The sequence below is a fragment of the Romboutsia sp. 1001713B170131_170501_G6 genome, from assembly GCF_015668195.1.
Classification (GTDB): Bacteria; Bacillota; Clostridia; order Peptostreptococcales; family Peptostreptococcaceae; genus Romboutsia_C.
This window is the reverse complement of the sequence record NZ_JADPFC010000003.1, coordinates 98,962-118,721: the sequence shown is the minus strand read 5'-3', so window position 1 is coordinate 118,721 and position 19,760 is coordinate 98,962. Positions and strand designations below refer to the sequence as shown.

The following is a 19,760-nucleotide window of genomic DNA, read 5'->3' as shown; positions in this document are numbered from 1 at the left end:
GTAAAAATGGAAGGAAAAGATTTAGGAATAATAACGCTTAAAAAAGATGCAGGTGAAATATATGCCAAACAAATAAGAGATTTTTTAGGGAATAATATAAAAATAAACTTTTACTCATATGAAGAAGGTAACGTTACTTATTTCAATGAGAAATTAATTATTTTATCCGTAAGTTTAAAATATGAAGAGATTGTATCACTTTGTTCATCTGATACACAAATAATTATACCTAAATTAACTTTTGAAAAATCTAGCTTTAGCAAGATATCTAAAATAGACAAGAATGAAACTGTATACGTGTATAACTTATCTAGGAGCATGGCTTTAGAAACAGTAGCTCTTATACATAGATTAGGGAGTGGTATTTCAAATCTTGTACCTTGTTATCCTAAAATTGAAAGTATACCTGAAAATTCTATAATTTTAACACCAGGGGAAGAAATTTTTATACAAACTAATGGATGTGAAATTATTGATTTAGGATATAGAATAATGGATTTAAGTTGCATAGTTGATATTGCTATAAAGTTAAACCTTGAACATTTAATAAAAGAAGATTTATTAAAAAAGTTTATGGATAAAATTATCCCAACTAGCTACATTACAGAAAAACTTTTAATAACTCAAACTAAGCTAGAAAATCAATTTGATTTTTTATTATCTTCAATAGACGAGGGAATAATCTGCGTAAGTAATGATGGTATAGTTCAATTTTATAGTCATGTAGCTAAAGATATACTAGGTATAAATGAAAATGAAATGATAGGGAAGCATATTTCACAATATATAAAAACTTGTAATTTTGATAATATCGTAGATAAGGAAATAACTCATCTTCAAAAACTTACTAAAGTAAATAATATAGATATAAATTTAGAAGTTAGGTATACTAATATAAATTTTTTTAGTGGATATATAATAAAAGTCGCTAAGTTTTATCAAATAGAAAAGAAGCAGGCTAAACTTAGATCTCAGCTAATGAATTCGGGAAATGTGAGTAAGTATACCTTTGATGATATAATTGGAGATAGTGAAAATATACAAAACACTAAGAACATTGCCTATAAAATGGCGCAATCTAACTCATCAATTTTAATAATGGGCGAAAGTGGAACTGGTAAGGAGCTATTTGCACAATCTATCCATAGTTCATCAACTAGAAGGGAAGGCCCATTTGTAGCTGTTAACTGTAGTACATTCCAAGATGGACTTTTACAAAGTGAATTATTTGGATATGAAGAAGGAGCTTTTACAGGAGCTAAAAAGGGTGGGAAAATAGGTTTATTTGAACTTGCTAATAATGGAACTATTTTTTTAGATGAAATTGGTGAGATGGACTTAGGATCTCAGGCAACACTTCTTAGGGTAATACAAGAAAAGCAAATTAGAAGAGTTGGTTCTGATAAAGTTATTGATGTAGATATAAGAATAGTTGCAGCTACTAACAGAGATTTAAAGAAATTAGTTTGTGAAAATAAGTTTAGAAAAGATTTATTTTACAGATTAAATGTACTTCCTTTAAAAGTTAGTCCACTTAGAGAGCGTAATGAAGATATATTTTTAATATTTGATTCTTTTAAGAAGAATCTTGATATTAATTTTAAATTATCAGAGGAAGTTGTTAAGATCTTTAAATCATATCATTGGGAAGGTAATATAAGAGAGTTAAGGAATTTAGCTGAATATTGCTCTTATCTAGGGAAAAATATAATAGAAGTATCAGACTTACCAGAATATATTACTGAATCAATGGAATGTAAAAATTATTGTGAGAACTTACTAATGAAGAGCACCAATATAGAAACTCCAAAGTTTAAGAGATCTATAAATGACTATATATTTGTATTAAGAAAAGTTAATGAAGCATACTCAAATAAAGTTAGAATTGGTAGAAGAAAAATTTATGAGTATGCAGTAGCTGAAGGTATATTTTTAACAGAGCAACAAGTTAGAAGTATTCTTTTAGAACTTCAAGATTATGAATTTATAAAAATTTTATCTGGACGTGGTGGTTCTATAATTACAGATAAGGGAAGACTTTTTTTAGAACAGAATAGATAATTATAATTTAAATAAATTGTAACAAATAAAAAAATGGGTTCAATGGGGTAAGAAATTAACCCGTTGAATCCATTTTCTGTTTTAAAGGGTTAAATGGGGGAACATGTTAAATGAAATTAATAATTCAAAGTACTTTACTTAAAGGAGAAACTATTAAAACTATTGGGTTTGAGAGAATTTTATTTATTTTTTTATATTTATAAAGTTGGCACGGCTATTGCTTTATATAAAAATGTAATTAAAAATACGGAGGTAAAGTAATTATGAATTATAATTTTGAAACTTTAGTAGACAGAAGTAATAATTTTTCAGCAAAATGGTCAGAGATGGATAAAAAATATGGAAGTAATGACCTTCTTCCTATGTGGGTAGCTGATATGGATTTTAAGACAGCTCCATGTATAATTGGTGCTATGAGGGAAAGATTAGAACAAGGCATATATGGATACACAACTAGACCAGATTCTTACAATGAGTCAATTGTAAACTGGGCAGCTAGAAGATACGGGTGGGAGATAAAAAGTGACTGGTTAATATTCAGTCCAGGTGTTATACCATCAATAAGTTTAATAATACAAGAAATGACTGATAAAAATGACAAGATAATGATACAAGAACCAGTTTATAGTCCTTTCAACAGTGTTGTAAAAGAAAATGGAAGAGAATTAGTTATAAGTCCATTAATTAAACTTGAAGATGGAAACTATGTAATGGACTATGAAGATATAGAATCAAAAATAAAAGATGTAAAGATGTTCCTATTATGTAATCCACATAATCCAGTAGGTAGGGTTTGGACTAAAGAAGAACTACAAAAACTAGGGGAAATATGCTTAAAAAATAATGTAAAAGTTATTTCAGATGAGATACATAGTGACATAATTTTCAAAGGGCATAAGCATGTTCCTTTTGCATCAATAAGTGAAGAATTTGCACAAAATAGTATAACTTGCATGGCACCAACTAAAACATTTAATATAGCTGGATTACAAATGTCTCAAGTTATATTACCAAATAAAGAAGATTACAAGATATTAGATGCGGCATTTGCTAGATTAGATATAAGAAGAAATAATGCATTTAGTTTAGTAGCAACACAAGCTGCTTATAACCATGGTGAAGAATGGTTAAATGAATTCTTAGAATACATAGAAGATAATATGGATTTTGCAATAAAGTATATAGAAGAAAATATGCCTTCATTAAAAGTGAAAAAGCCAGAAGGAACATATTTGTTATGGGTAGATTTTAGTGAAACTGGACTAAGTGACGAAGAAGTTGCAAAGGCTTTAGTTGAAAAAGGTAAGGTTGCATTAAATAATGGAGTAGCTTTTGGGGTTGGAGGAAAAGGATACCAAAGAATTAATTTAGCTTGCCCTAGATCTATGGTAGAAAATGGATTAGCTAGAATAAAGAAAGCTATTACTGAGTAAGAAGGATGCTTACTACGAAATAGATTAATTAGAATAATCTATTTCGTAGTAAATAAAAAGTTAGTTCAATCAAAGAAAACGTTATCGTAACGTATTATCAAATGGGGGAATTATAAAATGAGTAAAACTGTTGAAAAAAGAAAACCGACATTTAGGTATGCAGCACTAGTAATGATTGCAATAATAGCTTTAACAACTACTGGTATGGTTGTATTTAATGCATCTATAACAACAATGTTCTTATTATCTTGGTTAATAGTGGTACCAGCAGCTATGAGGCTAGGATACACTAATAGTGAGATTGAGGAATTAGGATTTGAAGTTGGGAAGGGAGCTTTTCAATCTAATTTAATTATACTTTCTGTTGGAGTATTAATTGCTACTTGGATAGCAGCTGGTACTATTCCTACAATAGTTTATGGTGGGCTTACAATAATAACACCTAAATATTTCTTAGTTACATCATTAATAGTATGTTCATTAACATCTTTAGCTACAGGAACTTCTTGGGGAACTTTAGGAACTTCTGGTATAGCTTTAATGAGTATTGGTACTAGTATGGGGGTTCCTGCTGGCTTAACAGCTGGGGCGATAATATCTGGCGCATTCTTCGGTGATAAGATATCACCACTTTCAGATTCTACAAATTTATCAGCTGCAGTTTGTAAAACAGATGTTATAACTCATATAAAACACATGATGCTATCAACAGCTCCAGCTTATATAATATGTATTGTTTTATATACAGTTATAGGATTTAAATATGCTAACAATACTATAGATTACAATCAAATAAACCAAGTAATGAAAGTTTTAAGTGATAATTTTAATATAGGTTTTATTGCTATAATTCCAATAATATTTTTATTTACTTTATTATTGTTACAAAAGCCAGCTATAGTGTCTATATTAGCTTCTGGTGCGCTAGGGGCAGTTATAGCATTTATTCAAGAAGGAGAAAGTATAAATAGTTTATTAAATTATATGCTTAATGGTTTTTCTATAGATACAGGTCTTACTTATACAGACCAATTACTAAACCGTGGTGGTATAATGAGTATGGCTGAAACTGTACTATTAGTATTTATAGTATTTGTAATAGCCGGTATTCTTCAAAAAACAGGTTTCTTAGATGTACTATTACAACCTATATTAAATAAAATAGGAAACTCTAGAACTAAGCTAATAGGATCTACATTTATAGCAAGTTATGCAGCAAATGCATTTAGTTCTTCTATGATGTTTACTTCTGTATTTGTAGGTACTATAATGTCACCTTTATACAAGGACTTTAAGTTAAAACCAGAAAACTTATCTAGAATTATACAAGATACTGCAACACTTGGCGCTCCATTAATTCCGTGGAACTCTAATGCAATCTTTTGTAGTCAAACTTTAGGTGTTAGTGCATTTGAATTTATACCATATTGTTTCTTAAGTTGGATAACTCCAGTAATAACATTTATATACGGAGTTACTGGATTTACGATGAATACTTATACAGAAGAGGAACTTAAAGCATTAGAAGAAGAAGAGATTAATGTCATATAAAAAGTAAGGAGTAATTAACTATGGAATTTCATTATTATTATTTAATCCAAGATATTGTTGGGCTAATAGCAGCTTTTATAGGATTAAGAATGGTTACATTATGCTTTAGAATCATGTTATCTGGTAAGATGTCTAAAAATATATTTTTGATTGCACTGAGATATGCTTTAGTTACAATTTCAGGAGTTAATTTGCTAATTAATCAATTTGGATTAAAACCTTGGATTATAAGTATAATATTGATATTCATATCAACTATAATTGCACCAAAAGAAAAAAGTAGGGGAATTAAAATAGAAAATTAAATTTACAAGAAAAAAGGTATTATCAAAATCTTGATAATACCTTTTATTCACTACTTAAGTAGTGAAACACCTTTGTTATAGTATTCATCCATCATATCTTTAGGTACCATACTTCCTCCAGTTGCCCAAGCTATATGAGTTATATTTTCTACCTTATCTTCAAGATTATTAGCTTTTAAATATTTCTTACCTTCTTCAGAAGTAAGTATATTTATTATACCTGGGATACCAGCAAGTGCTGAAGGTTCTAAGAATATATTTTCACTATCAGCCATTTTAGTTAATAATCTGTACATATTTTCATCAGTAACAGAGTAGCATCCACTCATTAATTTTTCTAATGTTTTACCAACAAATCCAGAAGCTCTACCAACAGCTAATCCATCAGCAGCAGTTATATTGTCTATTCCAAAGTCTTGAACAGATACTTTATCATGCTCACCAGTCATGCATCCTATCATCATACATGGAGAATGTGTTGGCTCAGCAAAGAAGAAGTGTACGTTATCTTTGTATAAAAGTTTAAGTCCAAAAGCCACTCCACCAGGACCTCCACCAACACCACATGGTAAGTATACAAATAGTGGATGATTAGCATCTACCTTTACGTTCATATCTTTTAATTGTTTATCTAATCTTTTAGCAGCGACAGAGTATCCTAAGAATAAGTTTTTAGAGTTTTCGTCATCTACGAAGTAGCTATTAGCATCTGCTTCAGCTTGCTTTCTTCCTTCTTCAACAGCTTTGCTATAATCAGATTCGTATTCTATAACTTCAACACCTCTGCTTCTTAATAAGTCTTTTTTCCATTGTCTAGCATCTGCAGACATATGAACTGTAACTTTGAAACCAAGTTTAGCACTCATTATACCTATACTTAGGCCTAAGTTTCCAGTCGAACCAACTACTACAGAATATTGAGAGAAGAATTTTCTAACTTCATCACTATCTAATTTAACATAGTTGTCTTCTAATGATATTATATTGTTTGCTAAAGATAAATCTTCAGCATGTTTTAATACTTCATATATTCCACCTCTAGCTTTTATAGATCCTGATACTTTAAGGTGACTGTCACATTTTAATAGTAGATTTCCAGCAAGCTTTTCACCACAAATTTCTTCTAACTTAGCTTTCATATTATCTATTTTAGCTATTGGAGATTCTATTATTCCATTTTCTGATTGAGTTTCAGGGAATACTTGAGCTATATATGGAGCAAATCTATTTAATCTTGCTTCTGCATCTAGCACATCAGCTTCAGAAAGAGAAATATTTTCCATACCTTTATCAAAATTAGTATGAAGTGGATTTATCCATATTGATTCTTTTAAGTCTATTATTTCTTTTAATGAAGGATATTCTTTAATCCAAGTTGATATTTCTTTGTTTAAAACTTTTGTATTAGGCATAATAATAACCATCCTTATATTTTTATTTTTAATTCTTACATATATTTGTTAATGTTGATTAAGTATTAATTAATTTTATTTGATATTATTAAATAATACTTAATTAATGTTAGCATCTTTTATAAATGACGTCAATTATATTTAATTATTTTTATGAAAATTAAATATAATTTAATTAAATTGCTAAGAATAATTTATATTGATATAATTATTTAATGATAATTTTAAATATACGAATGAGGTAAATTAATATATGAATGAAGTAGATATATCAAGAAATATTACTGAATATAGAAAAAGAAAAAATTTGACCATAAAAGAATTAGCTAACTTAACAGGTGTAACGCCTTCTTTACTTAGTCAAATAGAAAAGGGGACATCGAACCCGTCTATAAATACACTAAAACAAATTTCTAAGGCTCTAGATATACCATTATTTAATTTTTTTATAAATGATAATCCAACTGAAAATTTAGTAGTTAGAAAAGATAGTCGTAAAAAAATAATGTTTGCTGAGGGTGATAGCTTTGCTTATGAATTATTGACTCCAAATTCACAAGGAACTATAGAGTTTATGCTTATGAAGATACCTAAAGGTGAGTCATCTTCAAAAGAACTCTTTAGTCATAAGGGGGAAGAAGTGGCTTATGTTATAAAAGGTTGTGTAAGTTTACATTTGATGAGTACAGTTATTGAGTTAAACTGTGGAGATAGCGTAAAAATACCACCACATTCAAATCATAAGTGGGAAAATAATACTGATGAAGATTGTGAAGTTATATTTGCAGTAACACCTCCATCATTCTAGAAAATAATAAAATAAATTAGAAAAATCAAAGAACTTATATAAAAACATACCTAAAGTTACAATCAATTTGGGTATGTTTTTATATATTGCCATAATTATTCTGTTTAAATTCATTAAAAAAGTATATTAATTATAATAAGAAATAATTATAAATAATAAAAATTTAAAATAAACATAGAGAGAAAGGCATGCTATGGAAGAAACAAAACTTATAAAGATGATAAATAACAATCCATTTGTTATAAAAACTATAAACAATCCAACAGATGAGATGAAGTTATTAGCTATAAAGAAAAATGGGCTTGTATTAGAATATATAGAAAATCCAACTATAGAGATGCAAGAACTAGCTATAGATAATAATGCTAGAGCAATTAAATATATAGACAAACCAACAGAAGAGATGATGATAAAAGCTGTAAGTGATGGCTGGACTATTTTAGATTGTATTAAAAAACCAACTGATAAAGTAATTAAATTAGCTATAGATAAAGCTGGATGGGCTATCAAATATATTGAAAATCCAAGTGAGGAGCTACAATTATTAGCAGTAAAAAAAGATTACGATTCACTAAAATATATAAAAAATCCTTATGAAAGTGTGCAAGAAGAGGCTGTGAAAATAAGTTATGATGCATTAAGATATATAGATTCACCTAGCTATAATGCACAGATTTTAGCTATTAAAAGTAATGAAGCAGCTATTAGATTTATAAAAAACTTAGATAAAAATAAAATGTTAGAATTTTTAAAGGTAAATATTTTAGTAATTAAATATATTCAAAATGAGATAGCTAAAGATGAATTAGAAGAAGTATTAAAAGAAATGCTATCAAAGGAAGATGTTGAAGAAAAATACGTTAGAGATTTTTTAAATTGTAAAACTATAGATAAAAATAATGATAATATATCAATGGACAAGATAATGTTCATTTATAAATACGGAAGTAAAAAAGCTAAAAAAATAGCTGTAGATGAAAAACTTAAGATGATATAGGAGAAATAAAAAATGAATTTTATAGATACATTAAAGAGCGTTGACTTAGTTTTAGCTACTGGGGAAGTACCTCTAGTAGTTGGAGAGAGTGGAATCGGAAAAACAGCTTTAGCAAAAAGGCTTGCTAAAGAAAATAATTGGAGTTTAGTTGTTATTGATGGAAATCTTCTTAAAGAAGGTGAAATAGGTGGTCTTCCAACTATAGCATCTTATTTAGGAGTTAACTCCAATGGAGATGAAATAGAAAAGAAAACAACAGTATATGCAGTTCATAACAAGTTAAGAGAAATTGACGAAGAAATATCTAAAGGAAATACAGTTCTTTTATTTATAGATGAAATAAATCGTTGTGAGCATACGGTACAACAAGAACTTATGAACTTAATATTAAATAGAGAAATAAATGGATATAAGTTACATGATGATGTAAAAATTTTAGCAGCAATGAATCCATCAAGTAAGTATGGTTCAGACTTTGATTACCAAGTTGTAGATATGGATGCAGCTCAAGAAAATAGATTTGTATGGTTAAACATGGAACCAGACCATGCACAATGGTTAAGATGGGCAATAGATGAAGGTATTGAGCAAAAAGTCATAGAGTTTATATCGACATTCCCAGAGTATTTACACAAAATAAATGAAGGAGATGTATCAGCAACTCCAAGAAGTTATGAAAGAGTTTCTAAAAGTTACAAGGTATATAAGGAACAAAAAGATTCAATACCAAAGGCTGTATTTTTAAATGTAATAAAAGGAAATGTAGGAAATGTTATTGCGGAGGAATTTATAAGCTTTATTGAATCAGATTATAGTCCACTTATATCTTATGAAGAGGTTTTTTGTGGAGAAACTTTAAGTAAATCTATTATAGAAAAAGTAAAAAAAGAAAGTCATACAAGACTTTATTTATCAGCAATGAATATTTTAAGAGATTTAGAATCTAATATAAAAAATGGAGATTATGAATCAAGTTATTATATTAATAGATTTGTACAGTTTTTAAAAGCATATCCTATAGATTTAATGGTAGGAATTATGAAAGAAATCAAAAATAGCTATAAAAGAGTATATGAAAAAGCGATAGAAAATGAAGAATTCGTAGAGGCTTACTTTGAATCTTATAAACTAATAAGGGGATAGCCTATGGAAACTTACTTTGATAAACAAAAAAGAGAGCTTTATTACAAAGCAGAGCAAATTATAGATACGTATGCTATGTTAAAAGCAAATCACAAGGGTGAAAAATTTGAGATAGACATACCACAAGATTTCAAAAATGAATTTTTTAGTTTAGTAGACAAAGTTAATTTAAGCCTTATGGAAGACAAAGATAATTTCTATGGATATTTTTTATTTCAAACATCAAGAGAAATAAGATTTGATATAAGTAGTCCTACTGCTATAAATTTTAAAGGAGCTAAGTATGTTATATACTTTAATCCAATAATTTTTTTAAATCTTAATATGAGGCAAATGGAAAGTACAATTAAACATGAAATTCTTCATGTAATATCTATGCATTTAGTAAGAGCAAAAGAATTAAAAGGAAAATATAGCACATTAGCTATTAATATGGCTATGGATATAGTGGTTAATAAATATTTAAATAATTTACCACCATATGCTGTTACTTTAGAAAACGTAAATGTAAAATATAATTTAAAACTTGAACCTTATGAGCCTTTTGAATACTATGTAGAAAAAATTCAAACTGAATTAGATTTACAAGAAGTAGATAAAGATGGCGAAGAAGATGATACTCGTCAGTCTAATGATATAGAAACTGAATACAATCCAGAAAAAACTCATGATATTTGGGAAGATTCTAACAATCTAGATGAAGAAACTCTTAAAGAATTTACCCAAAAAGCTATTAATAATTCTCAAAAAGGTAAAATTCCAGAATACTTAGATGGGATGATATCATCATTTAAAAATAGTAAAGGTGAATTGCCTTGGAACTTATATCTTAATAGATTGATGGGAACAGTCGAAAGCAATAAAAAGAAGACTATAACAAGAAGAAATAGAAGACAGCCAAATAGATTAGATTTGAGGGGCCAGTTGAGATCTCATAAAGCAGAGATAGCTGTTGCACTTGATATAAGTGGAAGTATTAGTGATGAAGAATTTAAACAGGCTATTAAGGAAGTACTTAATATAGTAAAAAATTATAATCATGAAATTACAATTATAGAATGTGACAATGAAATTAGACGTGTGTATAAAGTCAAATCTGTAAAAGATATAAAAGAAAGACTTAAAAGGAGAGGCTCAACTAAGTTTAGCCCAGTTTTTGAATATGCTAATAATAAAAAAATTAATTTATTGGTATATTTTACTGATGGTAAAGGAGAAGACAAGCTACAAGTAATACCTAGAGGGTATAAGATTTTATGGGTTATTTCTGGCAGAGGAGACAAACTTTCATTAAGAGAGCCTTATGGAGCAGTTAAAAAACTTAGCAAGGTTAAAATAAAAGATGATACATTAGACATGAGTGATGTTAGAAATGATGGATATTCAATGAATAACCAAGCTCCAATTTTATAAATATTATAGTGGGTATGATTAAAAAAGTATTGATGGAAACATCAATACTTTTTTTTATTTATTAAAGTAATATTATTATATTTATAATTAAACTATTTTATTAAAGTTTTTTACCTAAACAAGCCATATAAATTACAAACTCATTTTCTCCATCTAAATCTAGCATATTATCAATTATATCCTGATCATAGATTCCAATAGCACAAGTCCCGTAATTAAGAGATTCTGATGCTATGTAAAGATTTTGGCAAACATGTCCAATATCTATAAGTATTTTCTTATGAGCAGTTACACTAAATTTGTGTTCACTTCTATATGGAATACAACTCCAAGCAAACACAACGGCACTTTTAGATACAAAACCTTGAACAAAAGGTTGATTTGGAGTTGCTTTATCTATTTCATCATCTATATTGTTTAAAGTTTTTATAAATAAAAGTTTATGCTCTAAAGGTAAATATCTATAAACTCCACTTTTTAAATTATCAACATTATTTATTATTAAATATGTTTCAAAGGGATGAGTACAACCAGCAGAAGGTACAGTTCTTAAGGCGCTAAATTTATCTTTTACAGTTTGGATTCCTTGAGTAGCCCAAAGTAAATACGAAAGTTCAGCTAAATTTATTTTTTCATTACTATACTTTCTTATACTTCTTCTGTCATTTATACAATCTAGTACGTTAGGTTTAACTAAAATGTCTTTGCTTACAGGAGGTAATTCTATTAAATTAGAATTTGAATCATATTCTTTTTGGAAAGAAGGAGCGGGTATTCCTTTTTGTTTATCGGTTTTTATCTGTTTTAGTATTTCAAAATCAGCTTTAAAAAATTCTCTGTTTTGTGCAATTTTATCCATAGATGTCTCCTTATTAAAATGTATAAATTTTTATACTTATTATATCATATATATAAATATAGGGTAAAAAAGTGCAAATGGTAAAATTTTCATATTTGAAGTTTAATTACATATAAAAGGAATCATCAAATAAAAAATGAATAAATATTTTAATTCAACAATAATGAATATTTGGATAAATAGAATGTACTAAAAAATATTAAAATTATTTTAAATTAAAAAAAACTATTTAAAATTATGTAAAATTATGTATAATTAAGATAGATGACTAAAAATTACATATTAGCAAATCTAGGGAAATCTAGAGACGCAAAGCTAAAGGGGCTAAGGTAAAATTATACTATGCCAGCCAGTTGCCAAAGAATTGATATTCTTTGTTTTTATAGAGTTATCTTATGATACAATCGTAAGATTGTTTTATGATGTTTACTTTAGATGGCAACTACCCTTTATATAGAGGGTAGTTTTTTATTTCATAAAAACAACTATAGCTCTATGGCAAGACTATATTTCAAAATTTGGGTAAAATATTTAGTTATTGTAAATTCATATAATATAAGAGGGAGAATATTATGAAGAAAAAGATAGCATCAATATTGGCCATATCTGTTATAGCAACAAACAGCACACCTGCTTTAAACGTTTTTGCTAATGAAGTAATAAAGGAAAAAGCATTAGCAATAGAGGAACAAGTTACTAAAACTATGACTGTTAGTGATTTTAAAATAAAGAACAATCCTAACTTCGCTAAGTATAATGAACTTTATAGAGTCGGGATACAGTCTATAACAAACAATGGAAGAAGTTATCCAGGAACTAAGATAGAAAATGCTATAGATGGTAAACTTGACACACATTGGGAGACAAACACTAGAAATACAAATGAATTTAAAAATGAAGTAACTGTGGAGTTTAAAGATATAGCCGAGATAAATAGATTAGCTTATGCTACAAGACAAGACGGTGCTAAAGGTAAAGGATATCCTACTAGTGCAGAGATATATGTTTCTGAGAGTGAAACAGGCGAAGATTTTAAACTAGCAGGAAAAGTAGAAGGAAGTAAAGTTACAGGTGGAATGGTTGAATTTAAATTTGATACTGTAAGAGCAAAGAGAGTTAAATTCAAATTCGTAGAAGCACATGACGAGTGGGCAAGTGCCGCAGAGTTTTGGTTCTATAAAGAGGATAGAACTCTAGATAAGATGGAAAGATTATTTACTGATGCAAACATGAATGAAGTAAGTACAGAGTTTGCAACTCCTGAAGCATTAAACACTTTAGAGAAAGAAACTGAAGGACATCCATTCCATGCTAACTTTAAAGAATATATAGATAATGCAAGACGTGTTCTAGAGAACAATGAGGTTAACTTTACTGAAACTAAAGTATCTAAGTTATTAGGATATGGAACTGAAAACCAAAAGGCTTATGATGATAAGTTTATGTTAGGTAAAGACCACATTGTTAATACACAAGTGAATGGTGGTAATTACTCTGGAACTAAAATAGAGTACATGTACGACGATAACCCTAATACTCATTGGGAAACAAACAGAGCTAATAGTAATGATTTTACTAATGAAGTTATATTTACTTTTGACGAGATAGAGCAACTTGATAGAATAGCATTATTACCTAGAAGTGAAAATCAAAAAGGATTCCCTACTAAGTATGAAATATATGCTTCAGAAACTTCTCAAGGTGATACATTCAAATTAGTTTCTAAGGGAACTGCAGAAGTTTCTAAAGACTTTATGCAATTTAAATTTAACCCTACAAACTTTAAGAGATTGAAGTTCGTATTTAAAGAGTGCTATCAAAATAGACCATTCATATCTGAAGCAAGATTCTATAAGCAAGATTCTATAGCAGAGAAGATGGAAACATTATTCACTGATAGTAATAAGAACAAAGTAAATCCTGATTTCGGTACATTAGATAAACTTACTGCTTTAGAGAACGAAGCAAAGGAACATCCTTTATACAGTCAATTTAAAGAAGATTTAAACGATGCTAAACAGGTTCTAGCGGGCAATAACGTAACTTATATTGATGCTAAAGTAACTAAGTTTAAAGAGTTTGGGTCAGAAGAATTAAAAGTGTATGATGAGAAATTTAAAATAAGTAATGATAAAATAAAGAACATAACTACTAACGGTAGACATTGGTCAACTAGTACTATAGATAAGGCTATAGATGGTGACATAGAAACTAATTGGCATTCTGATGCTAGAAATAGTGAGACACATACAAATGAAGTTATAATGACTTTAGATGAATTACAAACTTTAGATAAAGTAGTTTACACTTCTCCAAGGGATAGAGGGTTTGCAAAGAAATTTGACATTTATATTTCTAAAACTTTATCAGGAGATACATTTACTAAAGTTACTAGTGGTAGCTCGAACATAACTAGGGATTCAATAGCAATAAAGTTCAATCCAACTCAAGCTAGAAGAGTTAAATTTGTATTCACAGAAGCACATGAAAATTGGGCAGTAGCGTCTGAATTTGGTCTATATAGAGAAGACGAAGTCTTAGATAAAATGGGTAGATTATTTACTGACAATACTATAACTGCAGTAAGCGAAGAATTTGATACTGTTGAAGAATTAAATGCTTTAGAAGAAGTATGTAAAAAGCATCCATTCTATGCAGATTTTAAAGAAGATTTAGCTAATGCTAGAGTCCTAATTGAGCAAGGTAAAATAGAGAGTTCTAAAGCAGTAACTAAAAAGTTCAACCATTTAAACAATAAAGATTATATAAAGCAATTTAGAATTCCTTATTCAAATATAAAGAGAATAACTAATAATGGTGGTCAATACGGTTCTCAAAGAATTGAAAATGCGGCAGATAATGATATAAGTACTTACTGGGAAACTAATAAGCCTAATAGTGCAGATTGGAGCAACGAAGTAATAGTAGAATTTGTGGACCCTATAACTATAGACAGAATAGCTTATGGTGCTAGACAAACTGATAGAAAAGGATTCTTAGAGGGATTCGAGATTTATGGTTCTAATACTACTAAAGGTGATGATTTTCATTTAGTGTCTACAGGTAAAGCAGACATTACTTCTGGTCTAGTTGAAGCTAAATTTAAGCCTACTACATTTAAGAGAATTAAATTAAAGTGGGTTAAAGGCGAACAAAACTGGGCTACACTAAACGAAATAATGTTCTTTAATCAAGATGTTGTTGCAGATAAGGTTGAGAACTTATTTACAAACGAGTTGAAGAATGAACTGAAACCAGAGTTTAATAATTTACAGGCTATTGAAGACTTAGAGGAGGAAGTTAGCACACATCCACTGAGAGCAGAACTTATGGAAAATATAGATATTGCCAAGGAGCTAATTAAGAATCCTGAAAGTAATAAAGGTCATGTATACGAAATAGAAAGTAGAGGGGATGCTATAAAAGCAAGTCAACTGAGAAAAGTATGGAACTTTAGAGACTGGCAACCAACAGGATTAGCAGTTAAGTCTGGAGAAAAGATAACTGTTTATGTTGACACAGAACCAGGTGAACCAGTACCTAACTTAGTTTATAAGCAAATGGATAGTAGACATAATGGTTTAAGGGATATAAATTTAACTAGAGGTAAGAATGAAATAGTTATACCTGAAGTTGAAGCAAATGATGTAAGACCAGGGACATCGTTAGCAGGTGTTTTATATGTTTCCAATCCTTACACTCCAGACCAACAATCAAGAAAGCCTAAAATAAGAATAATAGGTGGGGTTAGTTATCCTCAATATGTAGAGGGTGTAACTACAGATGAAGAAGTCATGAAGGAGTTACGTGAATATACTGAGAAGTTAAAGGCAGACACTAAGTTACCTGATGTGTTTGAAGTAGTTAGTAATAAAGCTTTAGTAAACGTTAAAGCAACATATGCATTAAAGTGGTACACTGACAATAATAAGGTTCCTAGTCATACTGCAAAGAGGTCTGATGAAGTAATAAATGAAACAATGAAATTCTGGGGATTTGACGGTTCTAAAGAAATGCATTCAGACTTTAACTTTAGATATGTAACTATGCTTAAGAACTTAAGTGGTGGAGCATTCATGAATGCAGGAAGTGGTATAACTGGTTTTAACTATAACGAACAAGGTGGAGCTCTGAATGTAGATACAGGTTGGGGATTCATGCACGAAATGGGACACAACTTTGATACAGGTAATAGAGCTATAGCCGAAGTAACTAATAATATTTTACCACTTCACTTCCAAATGATAAAAGGTGAACCTAGTAAGATATCACAACAAAACCTATGGGAGCGTAACATACTACCTAAGGTAAGTAAAGAAGATTATTCTAACAATGAGTGGTATCCAGAAAGTGACCGTAGTTTATTAAGTCACATGGCTCCATTATGGCAATTACAACTATATGATAATACATTCTGGCCTCGTTTCGAGCAACAATTTAGAGAAAGAAACATAGGTGGAGGAGATTGGAATACTAAGCATGAGGCTTGGGCAGTTGTTGCATCAGATGTTCTTAAATTAGATTTAAAAGAACATTTTGCTAGACATGGTTTCTATGTTAATGAAGAAACTGCTAAGCATATGGCTCAGTATCCAAAACCAACTAAGAAGTTGTGGTATTTAAACGATAATAAATATCTTAAGACAGGGGAAGGATTTAATAGTGATTTAAATTACACAGTAAAAACTAAGTTAAACCAAGACTCTGTTAAATTAGATATTACAATGGATAAAACTAATGCTAATAGTCTTCTTGGATATGAGATAATTAGGGATGGTAAAGTGATAGGATTTACTACTAAAGATACTTTCACAGATTCTAGCGTAACTGCAGGGGAAAACCATACTTACAAGGTAGTTGCTTACGATACTCAATTAAATCCTGCAGAAGGTGTAACTGTAAAAGCACATCAACCTATGATAGAAACAGTTGGTGGAGTAACATTACACTTAGGTGAAGAGTTCAATGCTAAGGACTATGTTAAAGCAACTGACTACCAAGGTAATACAATAGAAGATGTAAAAGTTACAGGTAATGTAGATGTTAACACAAAAGGTGAGTACACAGTTACTTACGAGGTTACTGCTAACGATGCAACTTCTAGAGAATCAATGAACGTTAATGTTGTTAGTAAATATGATTACTTATCTGATAGAGAATGGAATAGTCATCATACTGACTGGGGTACACCTTCACGTAATAACTATATAAAAGGAAGAACTTTAGGAGAAATTAAAGACTACGATAAGGGAATAAGATTACATGCTAATGGTAACGTTGTTTATGATTTAGGTGAGCATAACTATGATAACTTTGAAGTTAAAGTTGGAGTAGACATGAATTTACAAGCACAAAATGATTCAAGTATAACTTTCAAGATTATAGGAGATGGAAAGACTTTAGCAACAACTAAAGTATTAAAGCATGAGGATAATATGCAGTATATAAATGTCCCTATAAAAGGAGTTAAAGAACTTAGATTAGAAGTTAACAATGGTGGAAACGGAAATACTTCAGACCACGGTATATTTGTAGAACCTAAATTAAGTACTAATAATGCTAAACCTGAATTAACTATACCTAAATCTCAAACTGTTAAAGTTGGTCAAACTTTAGAAGATGTAGTTGGAACTTATAAAGCTATAGATGCCGAAGACGGCAATATAACTGGTAATGTAGTTGTTACTGGACAAGACAAAGTTAACTTTAATAGAGTTGGTAAGTATACTATAACTTACAGTGTAACAGATAAAGATGGTAATAAGACTGAAAAGAGTAGAATTATAAGTGTAATAAACACGGAAGACTTTAAATACTTAAGTGACTTTGATTGGAAATCTGCAACAAAAGGTTGGGGTACAATTGGTAAGGACAACGCAGTAAGTGGGAATAAGTTAAAACTTACTGGAGAAGATGGTCAAGAAGTAACTTATGATAAAGGGATTGGTACTCATGCTAATTCTGAAATAGTTTATGATTTAACAGATAAAAATGTAGATATGTTTAGTTCATTTGTTGGTATAGACCGTGCAATGTACAATGGACCATCTAGTGTAGAGTTCGAGGTTTATGTGGACGGTGAAAAAGTTTACGAGAGTGGTGTAATGAGAGCTAGAGACCCTCAAAAATTTATAGAGGTTGATTTAGCAGGTGCTAAAGAGTTAAAGTTAGTAGCTAAAGATGGTGGTGATGGTATAGGTTCAGATCATGCAAACTGGGCAGATGCTAAGCTACACTTTGTAAATACTGATAGAATAGATACTACTGATTTAACTAAAGCCATAGAAGATGCTAAGAAGGTTAATAAAGAAAATTACACTGAAGAAAGTGTAAAAGCTTTAGAAGAAAAGTTAGCTAAAGCAGAAGCTTTACTGAAAGAAGAGAATCCTAGTCAAGAAGCTATAGATACTGCTACTACTGAACTTCAAGAAAGTATAAAAGCTTTAGTTGAGATAAATCTTGATGAAGTGGTAAATATCCCTGATGAGTATTTAGTTAAATCTTTAAGCAGTACTTTAGGTAAAGATGGAAACTTTACAGTAGGAGATATGCATAAGTTAACTAATTTTAATATAGGTTATGGTGTAGTTAGTCTAGAAGGATTACAATATGCTAAAAATTTAGAGAGCATAAGTGGTGAAAATAATGAGATTAAAGACCTTAGACCTTTAGCTAAGTTAGAGAAGCTAAAGACAGTTAATTTCAGAGACCAATATGTACAAGTTGGAGAACTTAAAGCGACTGAAGGTAAAATTAAAGTTAATACTGAAGCATATAACAGAGCAGGTAAGAACATAGTAACAAAGGTATCTATGATCAAGAAAAATGGTGAAGTAGTTAAAGAACAAACTTTAGATGGAACAACTAAGGAAGTAACTTTAGATGTATCTGATGTTGACCCAGGATACTACGGAGTTCATGTTGCTTACGAAGACAGTGAAATAAGTGGTATATTAATACACATGATAGGAATTAAATAAATATAAAAAGGGTGATCTAGTGAAATAAACTGTGTAATCGAATAACTATAATTATGCATTTTAAAGGACTCTGAATTAAAATTCATAGTCCTTTTTTATTATAAGAACAGCTATTAAATCATACTAAATTTTATGTAATATTTTGTAAAAATATGGAAAAACATGTTGACTAGAAAGTAAATAATCCTTTATATTATTAAATAATTCACAAAGTTATGTATAAAACAAAATTTATGTTAATAAAGAGATTTATATTATAGACAAATATAATTACCTAATATACCTGAAAGGGGAAAATGTATTGCATATGATATATAGGTATTTCAAATTAGAATAAAGACCAATTTATGATTTAGATCAAGTTATAAAATAAAAATGAAATACTAAAGAATAAATTGGAGGAAATTTATGAGGAGTAAAATAGCGTCGGTATTGGCTATATCTATAATAGCTACAAACAGCATGCCTGCAGTAAATGTTTTTGCAAATGAGGTTGTAAAGGAGAAAGCAGTAGCAATAGAAAAACAAGTTTCTAAAAACATGACTGTTACTGATTTCAAAATAAAGAACGATCCTAACTTTAATAAGTATAATGAGTTATACAGAGTTGGAATAAAGTCTATAACAAATAATGGAGGTAACTATCCTCACACTAAAATAGAGAATGCTATAGATGGTAAACTTAATACACATTGGGAGACAAACACTAGAAATACAAATGAATTTAAAAATGAAGTAACTGTGGAGTTTAAAGATATAGCCGAGATAAATAGATTAGCTTATGCTACAAGACAAGAT

General features: G+C 29.4%; 12 protein-coding genes and 1 riboswitch. Of the genes, 10 read left to right on the top strand and 2 right to left on the bottom strand.

What is annotated here, in order from left to right; all coding sequences use genetic code 11:
* Positions 1-6: 6 nt before the first annotated feature.
* The 4 genes from I4U89_RS09230 to I4U89_RS09215 all read left to right on the top strand — a co-directional run bounded on the left by I4U89_RS09230 (position 7) and on the right by I4U89_RS09215 (position 5,350).
* Positions 7-2,061 carry a sigma-54 interaction domain-containing protein gene (locus I4U89_RS09230; RefSeq protein WP_195940096.1) on the top strand — a complete coding sequence of 685 codons (2,055 nt, stop codon included), beginning with the start codon at positions 7-9 and terminating at the stop codon, positions 2,059-2,061.
* Positions 2,062-2,324: 263 nt separating this feature from the next.
* Entirely contained in the window at positions 2,325-3,494 is a 1,170-nt protein-coding gene (locus tag I4U89_RS09225) for a MalY/PatB family protein (RefSeq protein ID WP_195940095.1), read from the top strand.
* A 117-nt stretch (positions 3,495-3,611) separates the two neighbouring features.
* Positions 3,612-5,045 carry a Na+/H+ antiporter NhaC gene (gene nhaC, locus I4U89_RS09220; protein WP_195940094.1) on the top strand — a complete coding sequence of 478 codons (1,434 nt, stop codon included), beginning with the start codon at positions 3,612-3,614 and terminating at the stop codon, positions 5,043-5,045.
* Between the two features lie 20 nt (positions 5,046-5,065).
* Positions 5,066-5,350 (top strand): hypothetical protein, encoded by a 285-nt coding sequence (locus I4U89_RS09215; RefSeq protein WP_195940093.1) that lies wholly within the window; start codon positions 5,066-5,068, stop codon positions 5,348-5,350.
* A gap of 50 nt (positions 5,351-5,400) precedes the next feature.
* Here the strand turns inward: I4U89_RS09215 and I4U89_RS09210 are convergent, their stop codons facing one another.
* Complete coding sequence (locus tag I4U89_RS09210; protein WP_195940092.1) at positions 5,401-6,762, bottom strand: D-serine ammonia-lyase; 1,362 nt, start codon at positions 6,760-6,762, stop codon at positions 5,401-5,403.
* Between the two features lie 253 nt (positions 6,763-7,015).
* Between I4U89_RS09210 and I4U89_RS09205 the strand changes: the two genes are divergently transcribed.
* The 4 genes from I4U89_RS09205 (at position 7,016) to I4U89_RS09190 (ending at position 11,123) form a co-directional block, all read left to right on the top strand.
* Complete coding sequence (locus I4U89_RS09205) at positions 7,016-7,570, top strand: helix-turn-helix domain-containing protein (RefSeq protein ID WP_195940091.1); 555 nt, start codon at positions 7,016-7,018, stop codon at positions 7,568-7,570.
* 193 nt (positions 7,571-7,763) lie between these two features.
* Positions 7,764-8,567: a hypothetical protein gene (locus I4U89_RS09200; protein WP_195940090.1), complete on the top strand. Its 804-nt coding sequence runs from the start codon at positions 7,764-7,766 to the stop codon at positions 8,565-8,567.
* Between the two features lie 12 nt (positions 8,568-8,579).
* On the top strand, positions 8,580-9,710 hold the full coding sequence (locus tag I4U89_RS09195) for an ATP-binding protein (RefSeq protein WP_195940089.1): 1,131 nt from the start codon (positions 8,580-8,582) through the stop codon (positions 9,708-9,710).
* A 3-nt stretch (positions 9,711-9,713) separates the two neighbouring features.
* Positions 9,714-11,123 carry a vWA domain-containing protein gene (locus I4U89_RS09190; RefSeq protein ID WP_195940088.1) on the top strand — a complete coding sequence of 470 codons (1,410 nt, stop codon included), beginning with the start codon at positions 9,714-9,716 and terminating at the stop codon, positions 11,121-11,123.
* Positions 11,124-11,223: 100 nt separating this feature from the next.
* On the opposite strand, the gene I4U89_RS09185 is transcribed toward I4U89_RS09190, so the two are convergent.
* Positions 11,224-11,982 carry a SagB/ThcOx family dehydrogenase gene (locus I4U89_RS09185; RefSeq protein WP_195940087.1) on the bottom strand — a complete coding sequence of 253 codons (759 nt, stop codon included), beginning with the start codon at positions 11,980-11,982 and terminating at the stop codon, positions 11,224-11,226.
* 274 nt (positions 11,983-12,256) lie between these two features.
* A riboswitch (cyclic di-GMP riboswitch) is annotated at positions 12,257-12,343 on the top strand.
* 211 nt (positions 12,344-12,554) lie between these two features.
* Here I4U89_RS09185 and I4U89_RS09180 point away from each other — a divergent pair.
* Entirely contained in the window at positions 12,555-18,962 is a 6,408-nt protein-coding gene (locus tag I4U89_RS09180) for an NPCBM/NEW2 domain-containing protein (protein WP_195940086.1), read from the top strand.
* A 408-nt stretch (positions 18,963-19,370) separates the two neighbouring features.
* Positions 19,371-19,760, top strand: a 390-nt coding sequence (locus I4U89_RS09175; RefSeq protein WP_195940085.1) for a discoidin domain-containing protein, incomplete at its 3' end; no start/stop codon positions are given.